This is a genomic window from uncultured Brevundimonas sp. (genome assembly GCF_937863155.1).
GTDB lineage: Bacteria > Pseudomonadota > Alphaproteobacteria > Caulobacterales > Caulobacteraceae > Brevundimonas.
In genome coordinates this window covers 1-21,271 of the sequence record NZ_CALMFB010000013.1, presented here as the reverse complement: position 1 = coordinate 21,271, position 21,271 = coordinate 1, and the positions used below count along the sequence as shown (strand labels likewise).

General features: G+C 67.2%; 22 protein-coding genes and 1 rRNA gene. 14 read left to right on the top strand and 9 right to left on the bottom strand.

Annotation, left to right across the window (positions count from 1 at the left end):
* Positions 1–2: 2 nt before the first annotated feature.
* A complete protein-coding gene (locus Q0581_RS01695; protein ID WP_298696914.1) occupies positions 3–449 on the top strand; it encodes an NUDIX domain-containing protein in 447 nt (148 codons plus the stop codon).
* A gap of 86 nt (positions 450–535) precedes the next feature.
* Entirely contained in the window at positions 536–715 is a 180-nt protein-coding gene (locus Q0581_RS01690; protein WP_298696911.1) for a CsbD family protein, read from the top strand.
* A gap of 2 nt (positions 716–717) precedes the next feature.
* Here the strand turns inward: Q0581_RS01690 and Q0581_RS01685 are convergent, their stop codons facing one another.
* Genes Q0581_RS01685 through Q0581_RS01675 form a run of 3 tightly spaced genes read right to left on the bottom strand, consistent with a single transcriptional unit; the run spans position 718 to position 2,989 of the window.
* The gene (locus Q0581_RS01685; RefSeq protein WP_298696908.1) at positions 718–1,212 is read right to left on the bottom strand and encodes a hypothetical protein; all 495 of its coding nucleotides are present in this window, start codon (positions 1,210–1,212) and stop codon (positions 718–720) included.
* Positions 1,213–1,251: 39 nt separating this feature from the next.
* Positions 1,252–2,430, bottom strand: a complete 1,179-nt coding sequence (locus tag Q0581_RS01680; RefSeq protein WP_298696906.1) for a VWA domain-containing protein — start codon at positions 2,428–2,430, stop codon at positions 1,252–1,254.
* 19 nt (positions 2,431–2,449) lie between these two features.
* Positions 2,450–2,989, bottom strand: coding sequence for a GNAT family N-acetyltransferase (locus tag Q0581_RS01675; RefSeq protein WP_298696904.1), 540 nt, complete (start codon positions 2,987–2,989; stop codon positions 2,450–2,452).
* Between the two features lie 117 nt (positions 2,990–3,106).
* Between Q0581_RS01675 and Q0581_RS01670 the strand changes: the two genes are divergently transcribed.
* The 7 genes from Q0581_RS01670 to Q0581_RS01640 all read left to right on the top strand — a co-directional run bounded on the left by Q0581_RS01670 (position 3,107) and on the right by Q0581_RS01640 (position 9,449).
* Entirely contained in the window at positions 3,107–3,796 is a 690-nt protein-coding gene (locus Q0581_RS01670) for a histidine phosphatase family protein (protein WP_298696901.1), read from the top strand.
* Positions 3,797–3,819: 23 nt separating this feature from the next.
* Positions 3,820–4,425 (top strand): peptidylprolyl isomerase, encoded by a 606-nt coding sequence (locus Q0581_RS01665; protein WP_298696898.1) that lies wholly within the window; start codon positions 3,820–3,822, stop codon positions 4,423–4,425.
* A 47-nt stretch (positions 4,426–4,472) separates the two neighbouring features.
* Complete coding sequence (locus Q0581_RS01660; protein WP_298696896.1) at positions 4,473–4,724, top strand: exodeoxyribonuclease VII small subunit; 252 nt, start codon at positions 4,473–4,475, stop codon at positions 4,722–4,724.
* A gap of 1 nt (position 4,725) precedes the next feature.
* Positions 4,726–5,076 (top strand): tRNA-binding protein, encoded by a 351-nt coding sequence (locus tag Q0581_RS01655; protein WP_298696893.1) that lies wholly within the window; start codon positions 4,726–4,728, stop codon positions 5,074–5,076.
* Between the two features lie 38 nt (positions 5,077–5,114).
* Complete coding sequence (locus tag Q0581_RS01650; RefSeq protein ID WP_298697009.1) at positions 5,115–5,987, top strand: polyprenyl synthetase family protein; 873 nt, start codon at positions 5,115–5,117, stop codon at positions 5,985–5,987.
* Positions 5,988–6,162: 175 nt separating this feature from the next.
* Positions 6,163–8,076: a 1-deoxy-D-xylulose-5-phosphate synthase gene (gene dxs, locus Q0581_RS01645; RefSeq protein WP_298696891.1), complete on the top strand. Its 1,914-nt coding sequence runs from the start codon at positions 6,163–6,165 to the stop codon at positions 8,074–8,076.
* A 125-nt stretch (positions 8,077–8,201) separates the two neighbouring features.
* On the top strand, positions 8,202–9,449 hold the full coding sequence (locus tag Q0581_RS01640) for a cation:proton antiporter (protein WP_298696888.1): 1,248 nt from the start codon (positions 8,202–8,204) through the stop codon (positions 9,447–9,449).
* Between the two features lie 119 nt (positions 9,450–9,568).
* Here Q0581_RS01640 and Q0581_RS01635 read toward each other — a convergent pair whose 3' ends face one another.
* Positions 9,569–10,360 carry a PhoH family protein gene (locus Q0581_RS01635; RefSeq protein WP_298697006.1) on the bottom strand — a complete coding sequence of 264 codons (792 nt, stop codon included), beginning with the start codon at positions 10,358–10,360 and terminating at the stop codon, positions 9,569–9,571.
* A 287-nt stretch (positions 10,361–10,647) separates the two neighbouring features.
* On the opposite strand from Q0581_RS01635, the gene Q0581_RS01630 reads away from it, so the two are divergent.
* Positions 10,648–11,175: a gamma carbonic anhydrase family protein gene (locus Q0581_RS01630; RefSeq protein WP_298696885.1), complete on the top strand. Its 528-nt coding sequence runs from the start codon at positions 10,648–10,650 to the stop codon at positions 11,173–11,175.
* On the opposite strand, the gene Q0581_RS01625 is transcribed toward Q0581_RS01630, so the two are convergent.
* Entirely contained in the window at positions 11,172–11,693 is a 522-nt protein-coding gene (locus Q0581_RS01625) for a PAS domain-containing protein (RefSeq protein WP_298696883.1), read from the bottom strand. The two genes, Q0581_RS01630 and Q0581_RS01625, sit on opposite strands and share 4 nt — an antisense overlap.
* A gap of 114 nt (positions 11,694–11,807) precedes the next feature.
* Between Q0581_RS01625 and Q0581_RS01620 the strand changes: the two genes are divergently transcribed.
* Complete coding sequence (locus tag Q0581_RS01620; RefSeq protein WP_298696879.1) at positions 11,808–12,692, top strand: hypothetical protein; 885 nt, start codon at positions 11,808–11,810, stop codon at positions 12,690–12,692.
* 146 nt (positions 12,693–12,838) lie between these two features.
* On the opposite strand, the gene Q0581_RS01615 is transcribed toward Q0581_RS01620, so the two are convergent.
* From Q0581_RS01615 to hfaA, 4 genes are all read right to left on the bottom strand, one after another.
* Entirely contained in the window at positions 12,839–15,685 is a 2,847-nt protein-coding gene (locus tag Q0581_RS01615) for a M16 family metallopeptidase (RefSeq protein ID WP_298696877.1), read from the bottom strand.
* Between the two features lie 121 nt (positions 15,686–15,806).
* Positions 15,807–17,060 (bottom strand): holdfast anchor protein HfaD, encoded by a 1,254-nt coding sequence (gene hfaD / locus Q0581_RS01610; RefSeq protein ID WP_298696874.1) that lies wholly within the window; start codon positions 17,058–17,060, stop codon positions 15,807–15,809.
* Positions 16,987–17,991 (bottom strand): holdfast anchoring protein HfaB, encoded by a 1,005-nt coding sequence (gene hfaB / locus Q0581_RS01605; protein ID WP_298696871.1) that lies wholly within the window; start codon positions 17,989–17,991, stop codon positions 16,987–16,989. Before hfaB ends, hfaD begins: the two co-directional genes overlap by 74 nt.
* Entirely contained in the window at positions 17,988–18,428 is a 441-nt protein-coding gene (hfaA, locus tag Q0581_RS01600; RefSeq protein WP_298696869.1) for a holdfast anchoring protein HfaA, read from the bottom strand. Before hfaA ends, hfaB begins: the two co-directional genes overlap by 4 nt.
* 200 nt (positions 18,429–18,628) lie before the next feature.
* Here hfaA and Q0581_RS01595 point away from each other — a divergent pair, with 200 nt between their 5' ends.
* From Q0581_RS01595 to Q0581_RS01585, 3 genes are all read left to right on the top strand, one after another.
* On the top strand, positions 18,629–19,231 hold the full coding sequence (locus Q0581_RS01595; RefSeq protein ID WP_298696866.1) for a rhomboid family intramembrane serine protease: 603 nt from the start codon (positions 18,629–18,631) through the stop codon (positions 19,229–19,231).
* 51 nt (positions 19,232–19,282) lie between these two features.
* Complete coding sequence (locus tag Q0581_RS01590; RefSeq protein WP_298696863.1) at positions 19,283–19,711, top strand: CBS domain-containing protein; 429 nt, start codon at positions 19,283–19,285, stop codon at positions 19,709–19,711.
* 800 nt (positions 19,712–20,511) lie between these two features.
* Positions 20,512–21,271 (top strand): 16S ribosomal RNA (locus Q0581_RS01585); the annotation flags it as partial.

Genomic DNA, 21,271 nt, shown 5'->3' with positions numbered 1-21,271 from the left:
CCATGCTGCAGTTCGGCCAGGCCGCCCCCGGCGCCGACTATCGGTTGCGACACGCCGTGTTCGGACTGGCGGTGGACGACGACGGCCGGATCGCCTGCGTGCGGGTGGATCGGGACGGCGGCGGCTATTTCGATCTGCCCGGCGGAGCGGTCGATGGCGACGAGACCGAGCCTGAGGCCCTGGCGCGCGAATTCGGCGAAGAAACGGGCCTGCGGGTGCGCCCCGTCCGGCGTCTGGGAGAGGCGGCGCAGTATTTCCGCCGCAGCGACGGCGATCCGGTCAATAACCGCGGCGGCTTCTGGTCGGTTGAAGTTCTGGAGCGTGATCCGGGCCTGCAGTGCGAACCGGATCACGCCCTGGTCTGGCTGAGCCCGGCCCAGGCCATCGCCGGTCTGCGACACGAGGCGCATGCCTGGGCCGTCGTGCTGTGGATGCGCGCAAACGGCTGAACTGTCGCAGGAACCTGCGAACGCCCCGAGGGTTCTTACAGCCGAAGCGTCGCCGCCTCTGGCGATGTCACGGCAAGGAGAGTCCAATGCCCGATCATGGCCGTATCGAAGGCGCCGCCAAGAACCTGGGCGGCAAGGCCAAGGAACTGGCTGGCAAGATCACTGGCGACGAGAAGCTGAAGGCCGAGGGCAAGGCCGACCAGATCGAAGGCAAGGTTCAGAACGCCGTCGGCGGCGTCAAGGACGCCCTGCGCGACAAGAACTGAAGTCAGTCGTTGCCGCCCAGGCGAAGGCGCAGGGTTTCGCGTTCGTCCTCTCTCAGCGGGCGACAGTCCTGGGTCCAGGCGACGCCCTGGCCCTGACGCTGGGGCCGGCTGCGGCAGTCCTGTTCGGGGGTCGGTCGGATGGCCGGCTCCCGGCGGAGCGAATTGCAGGCCGTGGCGTAGTTTTCGTCGGGCTGCGGACCGCAGTCGGTCAGTTCCGCCGCGGGCCTGAGACCCGCCGGCAGGTTGTCGCCCAGGGCGGCGTACAGATCGCCCCGCACCCGGGACTGGCAGGTCTGCATCGGTTCATCCCCGCGGACCAGAGGGCTGCACTGCGACCGCTCCCAGGCGAAGGGGTCGGCCCTGGCCCAGTCGGGCAGATCGCGTGCCGCGCGATCGGGCGTCGTGGCCACGACCGGCGCTGAAGGCGTTTCCCACACGACGGCGCCGGGCGCCAATTGCGCCATCAGCAATCCCACCATCATCGCCGTCAGGGTCATCATGGCCTCCTGTTCAAACTTGAAAACAGGTTAGCACGATCATCGCGTCAGCGCGCGCATGGCGCGATCCAGCCCGTCCAGCGTCAGCGGGAACATGCGCTGGTCCATCAGGTCGCGAATGATGGCGGTCGAGGCGGTGTAGCGCCAATACTGTTCCGGCGTCGGGTTCAGCCAGACCGACCGGTCCCACTGTTCGCGGGCGCGCTTCAGCCAGACGGCGCCAGCTTCCTCGTTCCAGTGCTCGACCGAGCCGCCGGGCATGGTGACTTCATAGGGGCTCATCGAGGCGTCGCCGACGAAGATCGCGCGCCAGTCTGCGGCGTATTTGCGGATCAGATCCCAAGTGTCGATCCGCTCGGAATGACGGCGATGGTTGTCCTTCCACACGCCTTCGTACAGGCAGTTGTGGAAGTAGAAGAACTCCAGGTTCTTGAACTCGGTGCGGGCGGCCGAGAACAGCTCCTCGCACAGCTTGACGTGCGCATCCATCGACCCGCCGATGTCCAGGAACAGCAGTACCTTGATGGTGTTGCGCCGTTCGGGCCGCATGCGGATGTCCAGCCAGCCCTGGCGCGCCGTGCCGTCGATGGTGCCGTCCATGTCCAACTCGTCCGCCGCCCCCTGGCGCGCAAAGCGGCGCAGACGACGCAGGGCCACCTTGATGTTGCGGGTGCCCAGTTCGACCGTGTCGTCCAGGTTTCGGAACTCGCGCTTTTCCCACACCTTGACCGCGCGGCCATGCTGGCCGGGGCCGCCGATGCGGACGCCCTCGGGGTTATAGCCGCCGTGGCCGAAGGGGCTGGTTCCGCCCGTGCCGATCCATTTGGACCCGCCTTCGTGCCGTTCGGTCTGCTCCTCCAGACGCTGTTTCAGCGTCTCCATCAGCTTTTCGAACCCGCCCAGGGCCTCGATCTGGGCCTTCTCCTCGTCGGTCAGGTATTTTTCGTTCAGCAGCCGCAGCCAGTCGTGCGGAATCTCGGCCGCAACCTCCTCGCCCGGCCCCAGGCTCTCGACCCCCTTGAACGCCTGGCCGAACGCTTGGTCGAAGCGGTCATAGTGTTTCTCGTCCTTCACCAGCACCGCGCGCGACAGGTGATAGAAGTCCTCGACCCGGCCGGACGCCACGCCCCGATCCATGGCCTGCATCAGATGCAGCCATTCCTTCATCGACACCGGAACCCGATGATCGCGCAGGGCGGTGAAGAAGGGGATCAGCATCGTGTCTGGGCCTTTCCGCTCATCCGCGCCGCAGGATGAACTCGTCGTCGCGCCAGGCGCCGACCGGGAACTGATACTCGCCCGCCTTGTCGAAGCCGTAGGCGGCGTAGAGCTTCTGGGCCTTCAGATTGCCGCTCCAGACGCCGATCCACAGGGGGCCGTCGGTGTGGGCCTGCATCCAGTTCAGCGCCAGGTCCAGCAGCCGCGTTCCCAGACCCAGGCCCTGGGCTGATTTGGCGACATACAGGCGGCGCAGCTCCATGTGCGTCGGTCGGGCCTCGGGATGGGGCAGGGTGTTTGGCCCGGCGTTGGCGAAGGCCAGAAGCTCCCCGTCCCGCTCGGCCACCCACCAGGCGGCGCCGGGTTCGGTCAGTTTGTCGGCCAGCGCCTGGGGGCTGAAACTGCTCTCCATGAAGGCGTTCAGGTCGTCCGGCGGATAGGGGATGCCGAAACCCGTCACGAAGGTGTCGATGAAGGTCTGACGGCCCAGGGCGGCCAGCGCCGGGGCGTCTTCGGGGCGGGCGTTGCGGACGAGGGCGGGGGCCGGAAGCTCGGTCATGATCCCTGCATAGCGCCCGTGTGCGCCGTGGGCGAGGTTGCAGGGGGGCACGGGTGCGTTTACGACCATGACAAGAGACTCGGCCTTTGCCGGGCCACGCTGTCATGCTGGGGAGATGTGAGGAACGTAGAGCGGGCCACGGCCCAGGTTTCCGTTCCCGGCGAGATGACCCTGACCACCGAACCCACCGATCGCCCCGAAACCTTGCCGTCGACGGCCGCGCCCGCGGTCATTCGGCCGGGCGCGATCACCCTGGCGCGCCATGGCGAGCCGGCCCTGTCGCGCAAATGCCTGATCACCTCGGACCAGTATCGCGACTGGTGGGGCCGATATGAGGTCGGCGGCCTGCGCGCGGGCCAGACCCCGCCCGCCGCCCTGCTCAGCACCGCCGAGGGGGCGGGCGCCATCTATTGTTCGACCCGGCCGCGCGCCATGGAGACGGCCCAGGCCGTGTCGGCGGGCCGCGAGGTGATGGTCGACGCCCTGTTCATCGAGGCGCCGTTGCCGCCGCCGAAATTCCCAACCTGGTTCAAGCTGTCGCCGCGCTTCTGGGGCGTGGTGTCGCGTTTCTGGTGGCACGCCTTCGATCACCACGACGGCCAGGAGACCCGCCGCGAGGCCGAGGCCCGCGCCGAACAGGCGGCCCAGGCGCTGATCGCGCGCGCAGTGACGGGCCAGGACGTGCTGGTTCTGGCCCACGGTTATTTCAACCATATGGTCGGCAAGCGGTTGAAGGCGGCCGGCTGGCGGCTGGTGCACAATCAGGGCTTCAAATACTGGTCCCAGCGCCGCTACGAGAAGCGCTGACGTCCCGAACCCAGGAGGCCGTGATGATCCGTCGTTCGCTGTTCGGCCTGATCCTGTGCCTGCTGATGGCCGCGCCTGTTGCGGCGCAGGAAACGACCCAGGACACGACGCCCGCTCCGGTCCGCGTGGCGCTGGACACCTCGGCCGGTCTGATCGTGCTGGAGATGGACCCGCGCGCGCCGGTCACGGTCGCCAACTTTCTGCGTTACGTCGATGAGGGGCGGCTTGATGGCGTCAGCTTCTACCGCGCGTTGGACATGGGGGCGCCCGGCGGCCTGATCCAGGGCGGGACAAATGGCGATCCGGCCCGCGTCCTGCCGCCCATCGCCCATGAGCCGACCAGCCAGACGGGGCTGAGCCACGTCGAGGGGACAATCTCCATGGCCCGGTTCGATCCGGGCACGGCGACGGGCGACTTCTTCATCATCCTGGGGCCCGGACTGACGTCGTTGGACGCTAGTGCGCGCGATCCGGTGGGCTTTGCGGCCTTTGGGCGGGTGACCCAGGGCCTGGACATTGCGCGCGCTATCCTGACCGCGCCGCGTTCGCCGACGGCGGGCGAAGGCGACATGGTCGGCCAGATGCTGGAGCCGAAGATCGAGATCCGCACGGCGCGTCGCGTCGAATAGTCCCCGGCCGTTGAAGCGGCGGCCCGGCGCCTCTAGGGTCGCGCGCCATGACCGACGTTCCCGCCGCCATCCCCGCCGATCTCAGCTTCGAAGACGCCCTGGCGCGCCTGGAAGGCATCGTCCAGCGTCTGGAATCGGGCCAGGCGCCGCTGGAGGAATCCATCAGCCTGTACGAACAGGGCGCGGCCCTGAAAGCCCATTGCGAGGCACGGCTGAAGGACGCCCAACTGCGGGTCGAGAAGATCGTGGTCGGCCCCGACGGCCAGGCCAGGGGCGCCGAACCGGCGGAGTTCAACTGACATGGCCGCGCCCGCGCCCCAGATCGCCTTTGGCGACTTCCTGAAGGTCGATATCCGCATCGGCCGGATCGTGAAGGCCGAGCCGTTCCCCGAAGCGCGCAAGCCCGCCTACAAACTGACCCTGGATTTCGGCCCCGAGATCGGGACGAAGCGGTCTTCGGCCCAGATCACCAGACACTATACGCTGGAACAGCTGGACGGCCGGCTGGTGGCCGCCGTGGTCAACTTTCCGCCGCGCCAGATCGGGCCCTTCATGTCCGAAGTCCTGACCCTGGGCTTTCCCGATGCGGACGGCGAGGTGGTGCTGGTCGGCGTGGACCGCGACGCTGTCGTGGGCGGGAGGCTGTTCTGACCCGGCCTATCGCCGCCAATTCGCCCGAACAGTCGGTCATTGATCGCGCGGCCGAGATCGCCGATCTGGTGACGGTGGCGCTGGATGAATTGCTGCCGCGCGCCGATGGGCCGGAGACGCGGCTGACCGAGGCGATGCGCTATGCCGCCCTGGGGCCGGGCAAGCGGCTGCGGCCGTTCTTCGCCCTGGAATCGGCGCGGCTGTTCGAGCTGGATGAACGCGCCGTGCTGAGGGCCGCCTGCGCCCTGGAATGCGTGCACGCCTATTCGCTGGTGCATGACGACCTGCCGTGCATGGACGACGACGACATGCGGCGGGGCCGGCCGACCCTGCACCGGGCCTATGACGAGGCGACGGCGGTGCTGGCGGGCGATGCGCTGCAGACGGCGGCCTTCGACATCCTGCTGCATGAAGACACCCACGAAGACCCGGCCGTGCGCTGCGAACTGGCGGCTCGGCTGTCGATGGCGTCGGGCGCGCGCGGCATGGCCGGGGGCCAGATGATCGACCTGATGGGGGTGCGCGACGACCTGGGCGGGGTGGCGCGGATGCAGCGGCTGAAGACCGGCGCCCTGTTCGCCTATGCGTTCGAGATTCCGCTGATCATCGCCGATGCGCGCGAGGCGCACCGGCACGCCCTGATCAGCTTCGCCCACGACATCGGCCTGGCCTATCAGATCGTCGACGACCTGCTGGACGCCGAAGGCTCGGCCGAGGAGATGGGCAAGGCGGCGGGGGGCAAGGACGCGGCCCTGGGCAAGACCAATTTCGTCACCCTTCTGGGCGTCGATCAGGCGCGGCATCGCGTCGCGCACCTGGCCGATCAGGCCCGCGCCCACCTGGACCCGTTCGGCGCAGAGGCCGAAATCCTCAAGGCCAGTGTGGATTTCGTGCTAAGCCGCAAGTCCTGAGACCGTCTTCATGCGTCATCCTCGGGCTTGACCCGAGGATCAGAGGTTGGAACAGCACGGTCTTGCAAAGGCTTACGCTCCTGCCTCCTCGTCGCCTGCGAGCGCGCGGAGGGTCTGATCCTCGGGTCAAGCCCGAGGATGACGGAGTAGAGAAGAGCCGGTAGAGACTGACGCCATGCCCGACACCCCCCTTCTCGACACCGTCCATTTCCCCGCCGATACGCGCGGCTTCGACATCGCCCAGCTGAAGCAGCTGGCGCAGGAGGTGCGGGCCGAGACGATCGACGCCGTGTCGGTGACCGGCGGGCACCTGGGCGCGGGCCTGGGCGTGGTCGAACTGACGGTCGCCCTGCACCATGTGTTCGAGACGCCGAAGGACATCCTGATCTGGGACGTGGGGCACCAATGCTATCCGCACAAGATTCTGACCGGGCGGCGCGACCGTATCCGCACCCTGCGCATGGGCGGCGGCCTGTCGGGCTTCACCAAGCGGGCGGAGAGCGAATACGACCCGTTCGGCGCGGCCCACGCCTCGACCTCGATCAGCGCCGCCCTGGGCTTCGCCGCCGCGCGCGACCAGAAGGGCGGGAAGAACCGCATCGTCGCGGTGATCGGCGACGGGTCGATGTCCGCCGGCATGGCCTATGAGGCCATGAACAACGCCGCCGAGGCCACCCAGGGCCAGCTGATGGTGGTGCTGAACGACAACGACATGTCCATCGCCCCGCCGGTGGGGGGCATGAGCGCCTATCTGGCCGGCCTGGTGTCGGGCGGCGCCTATCAGAACGTCCGTCGCCTCGGGAAGTCGGTGGTCGAGCACCTGCCGCGCCCGTTCCGCAATGCGGCGAGGAAGGCCGAGGAATACGCCCGCGGCATGGTCACCGGCGGCACCTTCTTCGAGGAGCTGGGCTTCTACTACGTCGGGCCGATCGACGGGCACGACATGGAGAATCTGGTCCCCATCCTGAAAAAGGCGGCGGCCATCACCGACAAGCCGGTTCTGGTCCACGTCGTGACGCAGAAGGGCAAGGGCTACGCCCCGGCCGAAAGCAGCGCCGACAAGCTGCATGCCGTGGTCAAGTTCGACGTGGTGTCGGGCAAACAGTCCAAGGCCGTCTCCAACGCCCCCAGCTACACCAAGGTGTTCGGGACCGAGCTGATCAAGCGGGCCGAGCGCGATCCGTCCATCGTCGCCATCACCGCCGCCATGCCGTCCGGCACCGGGCTGGACCTGTTCGGCCAGGCGTTTCCGACCCGAACCTATGACGTCGGCATCGCCGAACAGCATGCGGTGACCTTCGCCGCCGGTCTGGCGGCCGATGGGATGAAGCCGTTCTGCGCCATCTATTCGACCTTCCTGCAACGGGGGTATGACCAGGTGGTGCACGACGTCGCCATCCAGAAGCTGCCGGTGCGGTTCGCCATGGACCGGGCGGGTCTGGTCGGCGCCGATGGGGCGACCCACGCGGGATCGTTCGACATCGGCTATATGGGCGCGCTGCCGCACATGGTGCTGATGGCTGCGGCCGACGAGGCGGATCTGGCGGCCATGATCGCCACCGCCTGCGAGATCGACGACCGGCCCAGCGCCTTCCGTTATCCGCGCGGCGACGGCGTGGGGGTCGAGATCCCGGAGCTGGCCGCCCCGCTGGAGATCGGCAAGGGCCGGATCGTGCGCGAAGGCACGGCCGTCGCCATCCTGAGCCTGGGCACCCGCTTGCAGGAATCGCTGAAAGCGGCCGAGGCCCTGGCCGCGCGCGGGGTTTCGGCCACGGTCGCCGACGCCCGTTTCGCCAAGCCCCTGGACGCGGAAATGATCCTGCGCCTGGCGCGCGAGCATGAGGCCTTGATCACGGTGGAGGAGGGCGCCATGGGCGGCTTCGGCGCCTTCGTGCTGCAACTGCTGGCGCAAAAGGGCGCGCTGGACGCCGGGCTGAAGGTCCGCACCCTGCACCTGCCCGATGTCTTCCAGGACCAGGACAGCCCCTTCGCCATGTATCAGACCGCCGGTCTGAACGCCGAACACATCGCTGCCGCCGCCTTGTCGGCCCTGGGCGTCGATGCGGCCAAGGGCGCGGTCAGGGCCTGATCGGGCGTCCGCTGTCGTGGTTTTTTCATGCGACCAATTGGCCGCAAGCCTTGCCGTGGACACAACCAGCCGTCATTTAGTGCGTTAAGCCTTAAATCCGCCCCCCAACCCGACACGGAGCGCCGATGCCCCATGCCGACAGCCTGATCCTGACCCTCGTCGGAGGGTTCGTTCTGGCCTTCGTCTTCGGCATGGTCGCCAATCGTCTCAAGCTGTCGCCCCTGGTCGGCTATCTGGTGGCCGGCATCGTGGTTGGGCCGCATACGGCCGGCTTCGTCGCCGACACCGAACTGGCGCCGCAACTGGCCGAGATCGGCGTGATCCTGCTGATGTTCGGGGTCGGGCTGCATTTCTCGCCCAAGGACCTGATGCAGGTACGCAAGGTCGCCGTGCCCGGCGCCCTGGCCCAGATCACGGCCGCGACCGGCATGGGTTGGGTGCTGGGCCGGTTCCTGCTGGAAATGAACGACACCGAGGCCCTGCTGCTGGGCTTTTCGCTGTCGGTCGCCTCCACCGTCGTGCTGATGCGGGCGCTGGAGGAGCGCAAGCAGAACAAGGGCGAGATCGGCCGCATCGCCGTGGGCTGGCTGATCGTCGAAGACCTGGTGATCGTCATCGCCTTGGTCATGCTGCCCATGATCCTGGTGCGTCCGGGCGAGGTTCTGGACCCCAGCGCCCTGGCGCTGAGCGTCGGCTGGACCCTGGTCAAGGTGGTGGCCTTCGTCATCGGCATGCTGGTGGTCGGCGGGCGTGTGCTGCCGTGGCTGCTGGTGCGGATCGCCCATACGCGCTCGCGCGAGCTGTTCACCCTGGGGGTGCTGTCCATCGCTCTGGGCATCGCCTGGGTGGCCTATGCCCTGTTCCATTCGTTTGCGCTGGGCGCCTTCCTGGCGGGGTTGGTGCTGAACGGCTCGCCCCTGGGCCACAATGCGGCCGAGCGGTCGCTGCCGCTGCGCGACGCCTTTGCGGTGCTGTTCTTCGTCTCGGTGGGCATGCTGTTCGACCCGATGGTTCTGGTGAACAAGCCGCTGGGCGTGCTGGGCGTGCTGTTCATCGTCATCATCGGCAAGTCGCTGGCCGCCCTGGTCATCACGCACCAGTTCAAGCTGGACAAGGCCACCGGCCTGACCGTCGCCGCCAGCCTGGCCCAGATCGGCGAGTTCAGCTTCATCCTGGCCGCCCTGTCGATGGCCGAAGGCGCCATGCGGGCCGAGACGCGCGACCTGATCCTGGCCGGCGCCCTGCTGTCGATCTCGCTGCACCCGTTCGTCTTCGCCCTGATCGACCGGATCGGCGGCAAACCCAAGCCGCCCGAAGCAAAGGCCGCCGAGGTTTCCCCCGACGGCCCGCCGCGTCTTCAGGACGTGGTGTAGAGCGAAATCGGTTCCGTTGGATGCAGGTCCAACGGAACCCAGATCTTCGCTCCAGCTGAATCCTGGACCATTGTTCTGGGTTCAGTCGATTCCGACTGAACCGAAAATGGTCTAGGCGCCTACAGCACCCCGATCATCGAGGCCACCAGCGGATGGCGCACGATGTCGCGTTCCGCCAGGCGGATCACGGCGATGTCCGGCACCTGCTCCAGCCGCTCGGAGATGTCCGACAGGCCCGACACGCCCGGCAGCAGGTCCGACTGGTGCGGGTCGCCGGTAACCACCATGGTCGAATGCCAGCCCAGGCGGGTCAGCAGCATCTTCAGCTGCACATAGGTGCAGTTCTGGGCCTCATCGACCACGATGAAGGCGTTGTTCAGGGTGCGGCCGCGCATGTAGCCGACCGGCGCGATCTCGATCAGCCCCTCCGCCATCAGCGCCTTGACCCGCTTCATCGACAGCCGGTCCGACAGGGCATCGTAGAGGGGCCGCAGATAGGGGGCCAGCTTGTCTTCCATGTCGCCGGGCAGGAAGCCGATCGATTCGCCCGCCTCGACCGCCGGACGGCTGAGGACAATGCGGCCGACCTTGCCGGCTTCCAGCGCCTCGACCGCCTTGGCCACGGCCAGATAGGTCTTGCCCGTGCCCGCCGGCCCCAGGGCCATGACCAGATTGTGCGTATCCATGGCCGTCATCAGTTCGGCCTGGCCGTCCGACTTGGGCTTCAGCGTCTTCAGATAACCCTGGTCCCGCTCGTCGTTCGACGGATAGGGCGACCAGCTTCCGCCGCCGCCGGCGTTGCGCGGCATCTGGCGGACCTTGGCGTCATCGATGAACTGGCGCGTATCCAGGACGCCGAATTCGCGGGTCTGGCGCTTGAGTGTCGAACGCTTGGTCATGGACGCCTCCAGGGCATGAAAAAAGGCGACGCCGGAATGACGTCGCCTCGAACGAGGGCGAAAAGGGAAGGGCGCGCGACGCGACCGCCGGGGTCGTCTGCGGGATCGATGCTCAGCGGAAACAGCCGCCGACAGGAACGCAGCACGCGCGTGCTCCACGATTACAGGCCGGACCGGGCTTGATCCGGCTTCGGATCCGGGGCGCAAATGGGCGCCTCGAATCGCTTCAGACAGTCTGATGCTAACGTGGTTTACGAGGGCTTAAAGCGCTCGTTTTCTAGAGATAAGGTGATGTTTCGATGACGGTTTATGCGTTGGCGGACAAGAAACCGCAGCTTCCGCCCCAAGGCGAATACTGGATCGCGCCGAATGCTGTCGTCATAGGAGATGTGATTCTGCATCCCGGCGCCAGCATCTGGTTCGGCGTGACCGTTCGCGGCGACAATGATCCCATCACCATCGGTCCCGACACCAATATCCAGGACGGCAGCGTGCTGCATTCCGACCCGGGCGAACCGCTGACCATCGGCCGCGGGGTGACCGTGGGCCATATGGCCATGATCCACAGCTGCGAGATCGGCGACAACTGCCTGATCGGCATCGGCGCGGTGATCCTGGGGCGGGCCAAGATCGGGAACAACTGCCTGATCGGCGCGGGCGCGCTGGTCACCGAAGGCAAGGTGATTCCCGACAACAGCCTGGTCATGGGCCAGCCGGGCAAGGTGGTGCGGCAGCTTGAGCCGGGCCACATCGAGGCGCTGAAGGCGTCGGCCCAGCACTATGTCCAGAACTGGCGCCGCTATGCGACCGACCTGACGTCGGCTTAGGCCACCCGTCGCCCGTCGATACAGGCCAGGGCCAGGGGCGCGCGGCGCAAATCACCGACGCCGATGGTGACGCGGGCGCTCAGGGCGGGCGCATCGGTCATCACCCGCGCCAGGGCCGTGGTCGGCTGATACAGGCCCAGCAGGCGGCTGGGGCGGCCATCGGGGCCTCGCAACGGGGCGATGGCGATCTCCAGCCCTTCGGTCCCGGCCTGGGCGACCACGGCGACGGGCCGCGCTTCTCGGAAACACTGAAGGATGGCCGAGGCGACCAGCGGCCGACTGTCGTCGCCCCACAACTGCAGCCACGGTTGGCAGGACAGGGCATGGCCATGGAAGGCCTCGACCCAGCCGCCGGCGAACCGCACCTTAGCCCCCACCTCGGTGCGGTCCGCCACGAACACCTGCGGCAGCAGGGGTCCGAAGGCGGCGGGATCGATCGAGACGCGCGACGGAATCCGCTGCGCATCCGGCAGGCGGTTCCAGGCGTCGATCAGCGTCTGTGTGCCGTGATGGAACATCGACGGTCCCTCCGCCCCCGTCTGCGCAAGGGCCGGGCCGCCGGCCACGGAAACGGAAACGCAACGGTTTGCGGGTCAGATGCCAGGCTGAAGATCTCTGTGGAGGGCGGGCGAATGCCGCTCAGCATCAAGACCTGGCTGCCGGCGGGCGTGGGCTTTCTGGCCCTGACGGCCTTCGCCGACGAGGCGTCGGCCCAGTGCGGGCCGGTGACCTGCCAACCGCCGCCGCCGCCGTGCTGCGAGCCGCCGCCACCGCCCCCTCCGCCCCCGCCGCCGCCCAATCCGTGCTGCGAAAGCCCGCCGCCGCCGCCGTGCTGCGGCTCTGGCAACACCAACATCAACGTCAACGTCAATGTGAACGCCAACGCCTCGGCCAACGCCGGCGCGCGCTCGGCGATCAACGCCCGGGCGGGCGGCACGGTCTATGTCCAGGGCGGCGGTTCGGCCTACGTCAATGTGGAACAGCCCTATCCCACCGTCATCCAGGGCCTGAATGTCGAGGGCGCGCGCGTGCGCCAGACGGTGCGGGTGCCCTATACCTCGATGCGCCGCATGCAGAAGCGGGTGGTGATCCAGGCCGTCTGCCTGGACGACCGCAGCCGCCCGCACCCGGCGTCGCAGGTCCGGCCGGATCGCGACGTGAACGAGGACTACGAAGGCGAACTGTATCGCTGCCTGGCCGGCACCTGGCTGCAGCTGACCATCGCCGACTATGACGGCGAAGTGCGGTTCGACCACGGCGAGACCCTGGCCTGTCGCAAGGGCGAGGCCCTGTGGCACGGACGCGGCGGCCGCGTCGAATGCCGGGTCCAGAAGGCCGAGCGCGACTGTAACGAGCGCTCGCTGCTGCGCCGCTATGGCGCCGGGATCAAGATCCTGACCCTGTATCGGGAAGAGGAATACACCGAGTATCGCGAGGAAGTGGTCGAGCGCGAGGGAATCGCCGTGGCCGGCGCCTCGATGATGCTGGACGGCGGCGTCGGCGGCCGGGTTTTCTGACCCCCCAAGACGTGAACTCCGCGTTCAGCCGGGCGTCAGATGCGATTCTCTAGATTGGACACGTCGATCCTCCGTCGACGCGACTGACGAACTGGCCCCGGCGTCCTGCGACGCCGGGGCCTTTCTTGTTCGTCCTGCCGACGGCCTTACTGGGCCGGGGCGGGGGTTTCCGACACCACCTCGGCGCGCCAGGCGTTGGCGGACTTCAGATAGGTCTGGGCCAGACGCTGGATGTCGGCCGGGGTGACCGATTCCAGGTCCGCCACGTGGTTGCGGATTTCGTCCAGGCTGGCCGGGTCCTTCTGGGCGTCCTGAAGCTGGCCCAGCCAGTAGGCGTTGTCGTTGCGGCTGCGGCGCAGGGCCTCGACCGAGGGCCGCTGGGCGCGGACCAGTTCGTCCTGCTCGATCGGGGTGTCGCGCAGGCTGGCGGCGATGGCGTCCACCGCCTCGAACAGACGCGGCAGATCCTCGGGCTTCACATCGGCCTGGACCGAGATGGAGCCGTAGCCGGGGAAGGTGGTCGAGGACGAGCTGCCCGATCGCGGCGAATAGGCGATGGCCATCTGCTCGCGGATCACTTCGTTCAGACGCAGCTGGATCACGTCGGACAGGATGCCCAGCTGACGCGACAGGGTGCGGTCGCCGATGGCGTCGGCGGTCGGCCAGGCGACATAGCCCATGGCCTGGTTGGGCTGGCCCGTATGGGTCAGGCGCACCGGCGCGGCCGTCCCGGCCGGGAAGCGGCGCTGGTCCGAGCCGGCCGGGGGCGTGGCGGCGGCGCCGCGCGCCGGCAGGGCGCCGAAGGTCGAGGCCACCGACTTGATGGCGTCGTCCACGGTGACGTCGCCGACCATGACGATGTCGATCGGGCCGTGGGCCAGACCGTCACGCACGATGGTGCGCAGGGTGTCCAGCTGCATGGCCGCGACCTCTTCGGTCGTGGGGGTGGCGGCGCGACGGTCGCCGCTGGCCAGAAGGGCGCCCGCGTCCAGGCCGAAGGCGCCGCCCGGCGTGGCGCGAACCTGGCTGATCAGCTGCGGGTACAGCGACTTGATCTGCTCGAACGGGGCGGCGCGCAGGCCCGGATCGGTCATATAGGCGGCCAGAACCTGCATCTGCAGATCCAGGTCTTCGGGCTTGGTCGCGCCGTTCAGCTGGAAGGCGTCGGTTCCCATGGAGGCGTTGACGCTGTAGGTCCGGCCGCTGAGCACGCGGTTGGTCTGATCGACCGTCAGGCGGCCCAGGCCGCCGGCGGTCAGAACATTGTCGACCAGCTGGGCTTCGGTGACGCGGTCGCTGGGCATGGCCAGGTCGCCGATGCCCGTGCGCACGCGAACCAGGATCTGGTCGTCACGGAAGTCGGTCGGCTTGACCGTCAGGCGCACGCCGTTGGGGAAGGTGACCAGGGTGGCGCCCAGGTCGGCGACCTCGGTGCGGTTGCTGGGCGCGGCGGCGGTTCCGAAGTCGGCATAGGGCCACTCCAGGGCGGCTTCGTCGGCACGGGCGGTCACGGCGACCTGACGCGACGCCTCGAACGCCGAGGTGACGGCGGCTTCGCCCCCTTCGATCTCGACCGGGGTGATGACCAGGATCACCGGGCCCTGGCCCTGGAAGGCGGTGCGGACGGCGGCGTTGACCTGTTCGGTCGTCAGCCCGTCGACGACGGCGTTGAACAGTTCCAGATTGGTCGCCGGGCTGGCGAAGACGCGGTCGTCATTGACCGCGCCGACCAGGCCGTTGGCCAGGGCGGGGGTCGAACGGGTGGCGGCGCGCGCCACGGCGTTCTCCATGGCGGTGCGCACGTCGGTGATTTCGCGCTGCAGTTCGGCCTGGCTGACGCCGAACTGGATCAGGCGGCGCTGCTCCTGCTCGATGGTCTCCAGGGCGCGCTTCCAGCCGCCGGGGTTGAAGGCGGCCGAAACGCCGCCGACGCCGACGGTATCCCACAGGTCGCTGGTCGAGCCGCCGGCACCCAGGAAGGGCGGGTTGTCGGCGCGGGCCAGTTCGCCCAGGCGGCGGTTCAGCACCGCCAGGCCCAGCGATTCCAGGGTCTCTTCACGCCGTTCGGCGCGGGTGTCGGGGTCCAGGTCGGGATTGCGGACCCAGTTCAGCTGGATGCTGGACTGGATGCCTGGCTCCAGCAGGATCTTGGTTTCGGTCTGGCGCGGGGCGACCTGGCCCAGGTCGGGATCAGGGCCGGCCGCGCCGACGCCGCGCCACGAATCGAAGGCGCCGCGGATCTTGGCCTCCATGGCGTCCACGTCGAAGTCGCCCACGGCCACGAAGGTGGCGCGCTCGGGCCGGTAATAGGAGGTGTAGAAGTCCACGAAACGCTCACGCGGGGCGGTGCGGATGACCTCCAGATCGCCGATCGGCAGGCGGTCGGGCAGGCGCTGACCCGGCGCCAGCAGCTTCAGCTGGGCGATCAGCGAGCGCAGGCCCGGCGTGTCGCGGGTGCGTTGTTCGCCGACGATGACGCCGCGCTCGGCGTCGATGGCCTCGGCGGTCATCAGGGCGGCCGACGCCTGCTGGCGCATGATGTGCAGGCTGGTGTCCACCGTCTCGTCGTCGGTGCGCGGCAGCTCCAGCATATAGACCGTCTGGTCGAAGGCGGTCATGGCGTTGGTGTCGGCGCCGAACGACAGGCCCAGACGCTCCAGCGTGCGCAGCAGCTCATTCTCGGGCACCTCTTCGGTGCCGTTGAACAGCATGTGTTCGGTGAAGTGCGCCAGGCCCAGCTGTTCCTCGTTCTCCATCAGCGAACCGGCGGCGATGTGCAGACGCAGCGACGCCTGGCCGGCGGGGGTGGCGTTACGCAGGATGGCGTAGCGCATGCCGTTTTCCAGCTGGCCGAACCGGACATTGGCGTCGGCGGGAATGTCGCTGGTGGCCTGGGTCCAGGACGGCGCGGTCTGGGCCATGGCGGGGAGGGCGGCGGCGCCCAGGGCCAGGCCGGAAACGGCGGCAAGTAGCAGTCGGCGGACAGGACGCATCAGGCAGTCTCCTAGAGCCTGCCGATCAACCGGCCAGGCGATGACACACGGGCCCCGACCTTGCCGACGCCCCTTGTGTCACCTCTAGGTGACATGTCGCCAGGCCGCAAGTTAACGGAAGTTAATTTCCGGGCCGCGACACATAGAAGGTCGCCGAATTGCCGGTGGCGTTGGCTCCGGCGATCACGGCGCGGCTGGCGCCGGTTGTGGTCACACTGGTCGTGGCGGTGATGTTGGCGGTGTTGGTCTGGGTGTTGCGGGCGTCGATCACGCCCTGGCATTCCGAACAGGCGTAGCCGGTGACGACGTTTCCCGCCGCATCGGCGCCGACATAGGCGTCATAGCCGTTCGCGCCTGAAAACTGGGCCGTGGCGTCGATCCGGCCGTTGTTCAGCTGGGTGTTGTCCAGTTCCAGATAGATGTCGTTGTTGCCGGCGGACACCTCATTGCCGACCCCGCGCGCCTGGGCCGTGGCGGCGCCGAAATCATAGGCGGTGACGATGGTGGCGGCGCGCACGCGGGCGTCGTTGCCCTGGTCCGTGCGGGCCATCAGCGATCCGCCCTGATTGGCCAGGACCGTCTGGTTGGCGGCGGCGTTGGCCCGGCCCGCCAGATCCCAGGCGTTGCCCGAGTTGGCGCTGGTGTCCGCCTCCACGATGACGCCGCGGGCGCGCTGGCGCACCGACAGGTCCTGGTTCGAGGCTTGATCGCTGTTGACCGCCACGGCGTTGGCGATGGCTTGGCTGGTGAACTCGGCCTGGTTGGGAATGTACTGGCTGCCCAGGAAGTTGTGGGCGCGCACCGTGGCGGCCGAGGTCTGGTCGACCACCCCTTGGACCGTCGCGCCTTCGCCGCCGACGGCGACCGTATTGGCGATGGCGGCGGAATGGACATAGGCGCCGCCGATCAGGCGGGCGGTCTCGTCCGTGACGGTGGAAGAAGCCGTGATCTCGACCTCGTCCACCTCTTGCGTCGCGTACAGCGTCAGATCGGCGTCATAGGCGCCGGCGGCCAGGTAATTGCCCCGCGCCTGGGTCGTGGCGCTGACCACGCCTTCGGTGTCGCCGCCCAGGGTCAGAACGGTTTGCGCCTGCACATCCTCACGCAGCGTCTGGGTCGAGCCGAGCGTCAGCGAATCGTTCTGCACGGCCCCGATCAGGACATTGCCGTGGGCCGAATTGGTCACGGTGACCTGTTCGCGCACATCCACGACGTTCAGGGTCTCGCCCGCGACGACATCGCCCAGCTGCAACTGGGTGTTCAGGACCAGCGATCCCGGCGGAACGGTCTGTGCGGCGGCCTCAGTAGCGGCTGCGGCGCACATCGCCGTCGCGGCGATCATGCCAGCGAGACGGGTCGGCGCGAGTCTGGCCATTGTTCGTTTCCGTATTGGCGTAGGCCGGGTAATAGCCGCCGGTCGGACCCACGGTGGTGTCGCGCAGCAGCTCGTTGCGGGTGTCCAGGCAGGCCTCGGGTCCGGGCGCGCCGTACAGATTGGCCATCATCTCGATGATCGCCCGCTCGACGACCGAACGGACCGCCAGCTGCACCGGCTCGAAGCCGCCGCGCCCGGCCGAGATGTCGAAGACATTGCCGTTCAGGAAGTCGAACACCCCGGCCGAGATCTCGCGGCCGACAATCTGCTTCTGGTAGGAGATGACGTCGACCACCTCCAGCGTGGTGGTCTGGACCAGGCGCAGGTCCATGGCCACGTTCATCACGAACACCTTGCCGGTGATGACGCCCGAGCCGCCGCGGTTGGAATCGACCTCGCCCATGCCGGCGTCGAAGCCGGCCGAGCCAATGTTGTAATTCACCTCGGTGATGCCGCCGACGATATAGAAGTCGGACCCCGGCACCTGACCGGCCAGGATGCGGCGATACTGGGCGTCTTCAGGGCCGCCCTGGCCCGCGTCCCCGATCAGCTTGTTGTTGGCGTAGCGCAGCTCCAGTTCCGACACCGAGGTGTCGAACCGCTCCACGATGCGGGCGCCGGCCTTGGCCAGGGCCGAATAGGCCATCAGGGAGGCGCCGCCGGTGATCTGGCGTCCGCCATCGGCCGACACCGTGCCGGTATAGTCGCTGATCCGGCCCACGGCGATGCGCGGCGACGGCAGATTGTAGCGCCGGGCATAGTCGGCCAAGCAATACAGGCCGGTGGAATAGGGGGTCGGATTGGCCGTCACCGGCGCATTGCCGATGGGTGTCGCATACAGGCCCGACGGCCCGGCGGTCGTCGAAACGCACCCGGACAGCAGGGCCAGGGCCGACAGGGCCGCGCCGATCTTCAACGGACGAGCGATCATGGAAGCCTCAGATTCCCGTTCAGCGCCGTGCCGGCGGTGACATTGCCGGTGTTGGTCTGGTTGGAGTTCACGATCACCGTGTTGTTGTTGCCCTGAACCACGACGTTCAGGCTGTTGCCGATGGCGGTGGCGCCGCCGATCTGGGTCTGGCCGTTTCCGCTGCCGCCCGCGCCGGAATAGGCGCTGGCCACGCCGCCCGAGGCGCTGGAATAGCTGGAGGCCCCCGTCTGGATGATGCCGTCGATCACCAGCCGGTTGCCGTTGGCGTCGCGGGTCGAGCCGGTCGCCTGGCGCGCGGTGGTGTAGCGCGAACCGCCATAGCCGACCTGAAAGGCGCCGGCGCCGGATGATCCGGCCGACTGGGCGAAGGCGGTGCACGGCAGGGCGCCGACAACCAGAATGGCGGCGCAGGCCAGGCTGTTCAGATGCCGCGACATGGCGTTGACGGACTCCGGTTTCACGCGGCCGCAAGGGCGGTCGATGGGTGACTCTCGATTAAGGTTATTAAGAACCGCTTGAGATCGCGGCGTTCCCCCCGCATCTGGACGCCATGCCCTGGTCAGATCCGCGAATCGAACCGTCCCGGCGCCAGCCGTTGTTCAATGCGCCGCTGCTGGCGGTCGCATTGGCGGCGTCGATGCCGATTCTCTATGCCTTTCAGGTGCGCCTGGCCGACGGCGGCCTGGGCTGGGCCTTTTCGCCGGCGGATCTGGCCCAGGGGCGCTGGACCGGCCTGTTCACTTCGATGCTGCTGCACGCCGGATGGATGCACGCCATCATGAACGCCGTGGGGGCCCTGGCCTTTGGCGCGCCGATTCTGCGGCGGCTGGAGGGTCTGCGCGGGGCGGGGGCGTTTCTGTGCCTATATATAGTGTCCGGCATGCTGGCGGCCCTGGGGTATGGGCTGGTGCATTGGGGGGCAAGCGATGCGCTGGTCGGCGCCTCGGGCGGGGTGTTCGGCCTGATCGGCGCGGCCATGCGGCTGGAGATCGGGTCCGGGCGGCTGATGCCGCTGACGGATCGGCGGGTGATTCAGTCCAGCGCCGGCTGGATGGCGGCGAATCTGGTCATCGGCCTGATCGGCCTGGCGCCCGGCGTTTCGGGCGGCCGCATCGCCTGGGAAGCGCACGCCTTCGGCTATGTTGTCGGGCTTTTGGCTATCGGCCCGCTGATCCGCTGGTTCGCGAACACGAAGCCGGGATTTGATTCGACGCCGCGTCTGGGCGACCCTGTCGACTGAAGCGGCCCCGTCCGCGGCCGCGCTCTCTATATATAGAGAAGGAGCGTCGCCATGCTGGTCGCCGAAATCCTGAAGTCCAAGGGCGACGCCGTCTTCGCCATTCCGCCCGAACTGACCGTCGGCCAGGCGTGTCGCGAGCTGGAGCAGAGACGCATCGGCGCCTTGATGGTCTGTCAGGACGACCGGGTGGTCGGCGTCATGTCGGAACGCGACGTGGTTCGCGCCGTGGCGCGCGACGGGCAGGGCGCGCTGGACCGGCCGGTCGACGACTATATGACCCGCGAGGTGGTCTTCGCCCAGCCGGCCGAGACGGTCGATGTGCTGATGACGCGCATGACGGATCGGCGAATCCGCCATCTGCCCGTGCTGAAGGAAGAGCGTCTGTGCGGCGTGGTGTCGATCGGCGACGTGGTGAAATGCCAGATCGCGGCCGCATCGCGCGAGGCCGAAAGCCTCAGAACCTATATAGCGGCGGGCTGAGCGGGGTCGCGGACCCGGAGTCTGCGAGAAAAACCGTCCGGCCACGAAAAAGCCGCTTGCGGTCTTCGGAGCCCCTCCGTATACCGCCGCCTCGCTCGGAGACGGGCTGGACGGCGGGGCCGCGGAGACATCAGTTTCCCAGGCTCCACAGGAAAGAAAGACGGCCTCGGCCCCTTGCTTTTCGAAACGCCGCCGACTAGTCTCCGCGCTTCAATCGAATCGTCCAAACGAACTGAGGGAAGCCCCTCCGGCTTCCTGGGACGGTTTTTTGCGGCCTCGGAAACTTCGGTTTCGGTGATTGCAAAAAAGGTCGAAAGGCCCGGTTGACACGGAGAGGTCGCCTCTTTAGGTAGCCGCCTCCGCCGCCCTCCGGGGTGGCTCCGAACCGAGAAGTTCTTTTCTGAAAAGAACGACTTGACTAGGAAAATCGAGGCGCTAAACAGCGCCTCCCTCGCCGCCAAGCGGGGTCGTGAAAAAGAGAAACTTCTTCGGAAGATCGCTTGACACGAAACACTGAGGCGACTACATCGCCGCCTCCGCCGCAACCGGGCGCTAAACGGTGGGGTCGGTCTCCGGTTCCTGAGGTCTTTGAAATCGTTGATCTGGAAAGAGAAACGCAGGCGGCGGTGTCCTGGCGATAACCCTAGAGGTTATCATCGACACTGACATCTGCGGTCTTTTTGAAAAGACATACCATGTAACCGGTCTTCGGATCGGTGAACGTGGGATCTCGTCAAGAATACGTAGAACTAATGCCAGACGGCGCTTCGGCGCTGTCATGCTTAGGTCAGAAGTCAACTCAACCTGAGAGTTTGATCCTGGCTCAGAGCGAACGCTGGCGGCAGGCCTAACACATGCAAGTCGAACGGACCCTTCGGGGTTAGTGGCGGACGGGTGAGTAACACGTGGGAACGTGCCTTTAGGTTCGGAATAGCTCCTGGAAACGGGTGGTAATGCCGAATGTGCCCTTCGGGGGAAAGATTTATCGCCTTTAGAGCGGCCCGCGTCTGATTAGCTAGTTGGTGAGGTAACGGCTCACCAAGGCGACGATCAGTAGCTGGTCTGAGAGGATGACCAGCCACACTGGGACTGAGACACGGCCCAGACTCCTACGGGAGGCAGCAGTGGGGAATCTTGCGCAATGGGCGAAAGCCTGACGCAGCCATGCCGCGTGAATGATGAAGGTCTTAGGATTGTAAAATTCTTTCACCGGGGACGATAATGACGGTACCCGGAGAAGAAGCCCCGGCTAACTTCGTGCCAGCAGCCGCGGTAATACGAAGGGGGCTAGCGTTGCTCGGAATTACTGGGCGTAAAGGGCGCGTAGGCGGACATTTAAGTCAGGGGTGAAATCCCGAGGCTCAACCTCGGAACTGCCTTTGATACTGGGTGTCTTGAGTATGAGAGAGGTATGTGGAACTCCGAGTGTAGAGGTGAAATTCGTAGATATTCGGAAGAACACCAGTGGCGAAGGCGACATACTGGCTCATTACTGACGCTGAGGCGCGAAAGCGTGGGGAGCAAACAGGATTAGATACCCTGGTAGTCCACGCCGTAAAC

Excerpts from the sequence above, each read along its gene's own strand:
- hfaB (WP_298696871.1), bottom strand. The coding sequence starts at position 17,991 with ATGATCGCTCGTCCGTTGAAGATCGGCGCGGCCCTGTCGGCCCTGGCC.
- Q0581_RS01630 (WP_298696885.1), top strand. The coding sequence starts at position 10,648 with ATGACGGTTTATGCGTTGGCGGACAAGAAACCGCAGCTTCCGCCCCAA.
- Q0581_RS01665 (WP_298696898.1), top strand. The coding sequence starts at position 3,820 with ATGATCCGTCGTTCGCTGTTCGGCCTGATCCTGTGCCTGCTGATGGCC.
- Q0581_RS01660 (WP_298696896.1), top strand. The coding sequence starts at position 4,473 with ATGACCGACGTTCCCGCCGCCATCCCCGCCGATCTCAGCTTCGAAGAC.
- Q0581_RS01595 (WP_298696866.1), top strand. The coding sequence starts at position 18,629 with ATGCCGATTCTCTATGCCTTTCAGGTGCGCCTGGCCGACGGCGGCCTG.
- Q0581_RS01625 (WP_298696883.1), bottom strand. The coding sequence starts at position 11,693 with ATGTTCCATCACGGCACACAGACGCTGATCGACGCCTGGAACCGCCTG.
- Q0581_RS01590 (WP_298696863.1), top strand. The coding sequence starts at position 19,283 with ATGCTGGTCGCCGAAATCCTGAAGTCCAAGGGCGACGCCGTCTTCGCC.
- Q0581_RS01615 (WP_298696877.1), bottom strand. The coding sequence starts at position 15,685 with ATGCGTCCTGTCCGCCGACTGCTACTTGCCGCCGTTTCCGGCCTGGCC.
- hfaA (WP_298696869.1), bottom strand. The coding sequence starts at position 18,428 with ATGTCGCGGCATCTGAACAGCCTGGCCTGCGCCGCCATTCTGGTTGTC.
- Q0581_RS01620 (WP_298696879.1), top strand. The coding sequence starts at position 11,808 with ATGCCGCTCAGCATCAAGACCTGGCTGCCGGCGGGCGTGGGCTTTCTG.
- Q0581_RS01675 (WP_298696904.1), bottom strand. The coding sequence starts at position 2,989 with ATGACCGAGCTTCCGGCCCCCGCCCTCGTCCGCAACGCCCGCCCCGAA.
- Q0581_RS01640 (WP_298696888.1), top strand. The coding sequence starts at position 8,202 with ATGCCCCATGCCGACAGCCTGATCCTGACCCTCGTCGGAGGGTTCGTT.
- Q0581_RS01685 (WP_298696908.1), bottom strand. The coding sequence starts at position 1,212 with ATGACCCTGACGGCGATGATGGTGGGATTGCTGATGGCGCAATTGGCG.
- hfaD (WP_298696874.1), bottom strand. The coding sequence starts at position 17,060 with ATGGCCAGACTCGCGCCGACCCGTCTCGCTGGCATGATCGCCGCGACG.
- Q0581_RS01655 (WP_298696893.1), top strand. The coding sequence starts at position 4,726 with ATGGCCGCGCCCGCGCCCCAGATCGCCTTTGGCGACTTCCTGAAGGTC.
- Q0581_RS01695 (WP_298696914.1), top strand. The coding sequence starts at position 3 with ATGCTGCAGTTCGGCCAGGCCGCCCCCGGCGCCGACTATCGGTTGCGA.
- dxs (WP_298696891.1), top strand. The coding sequence starts at position 6,163 with ATGCCCGACACCCCCCTTCTCGACACCGTCCATTTCCCCGCCGATACG.
- Q0581_RS01680 (WP_298696906.1), bottom strand. The coding sequence starts at position 2,430 with ATGCTGATCCCCTTCTTCACCGCCCTGCGCGATCATCGGGTTCCGGTG.
- Q0581_RS01690 (WP_298696911.1), top strand. The coding sequence starts at position 536 with ATGCCCGATCATGGCCGTATCGAAGGCGCCGCCAAGAACCTGGGCGGC.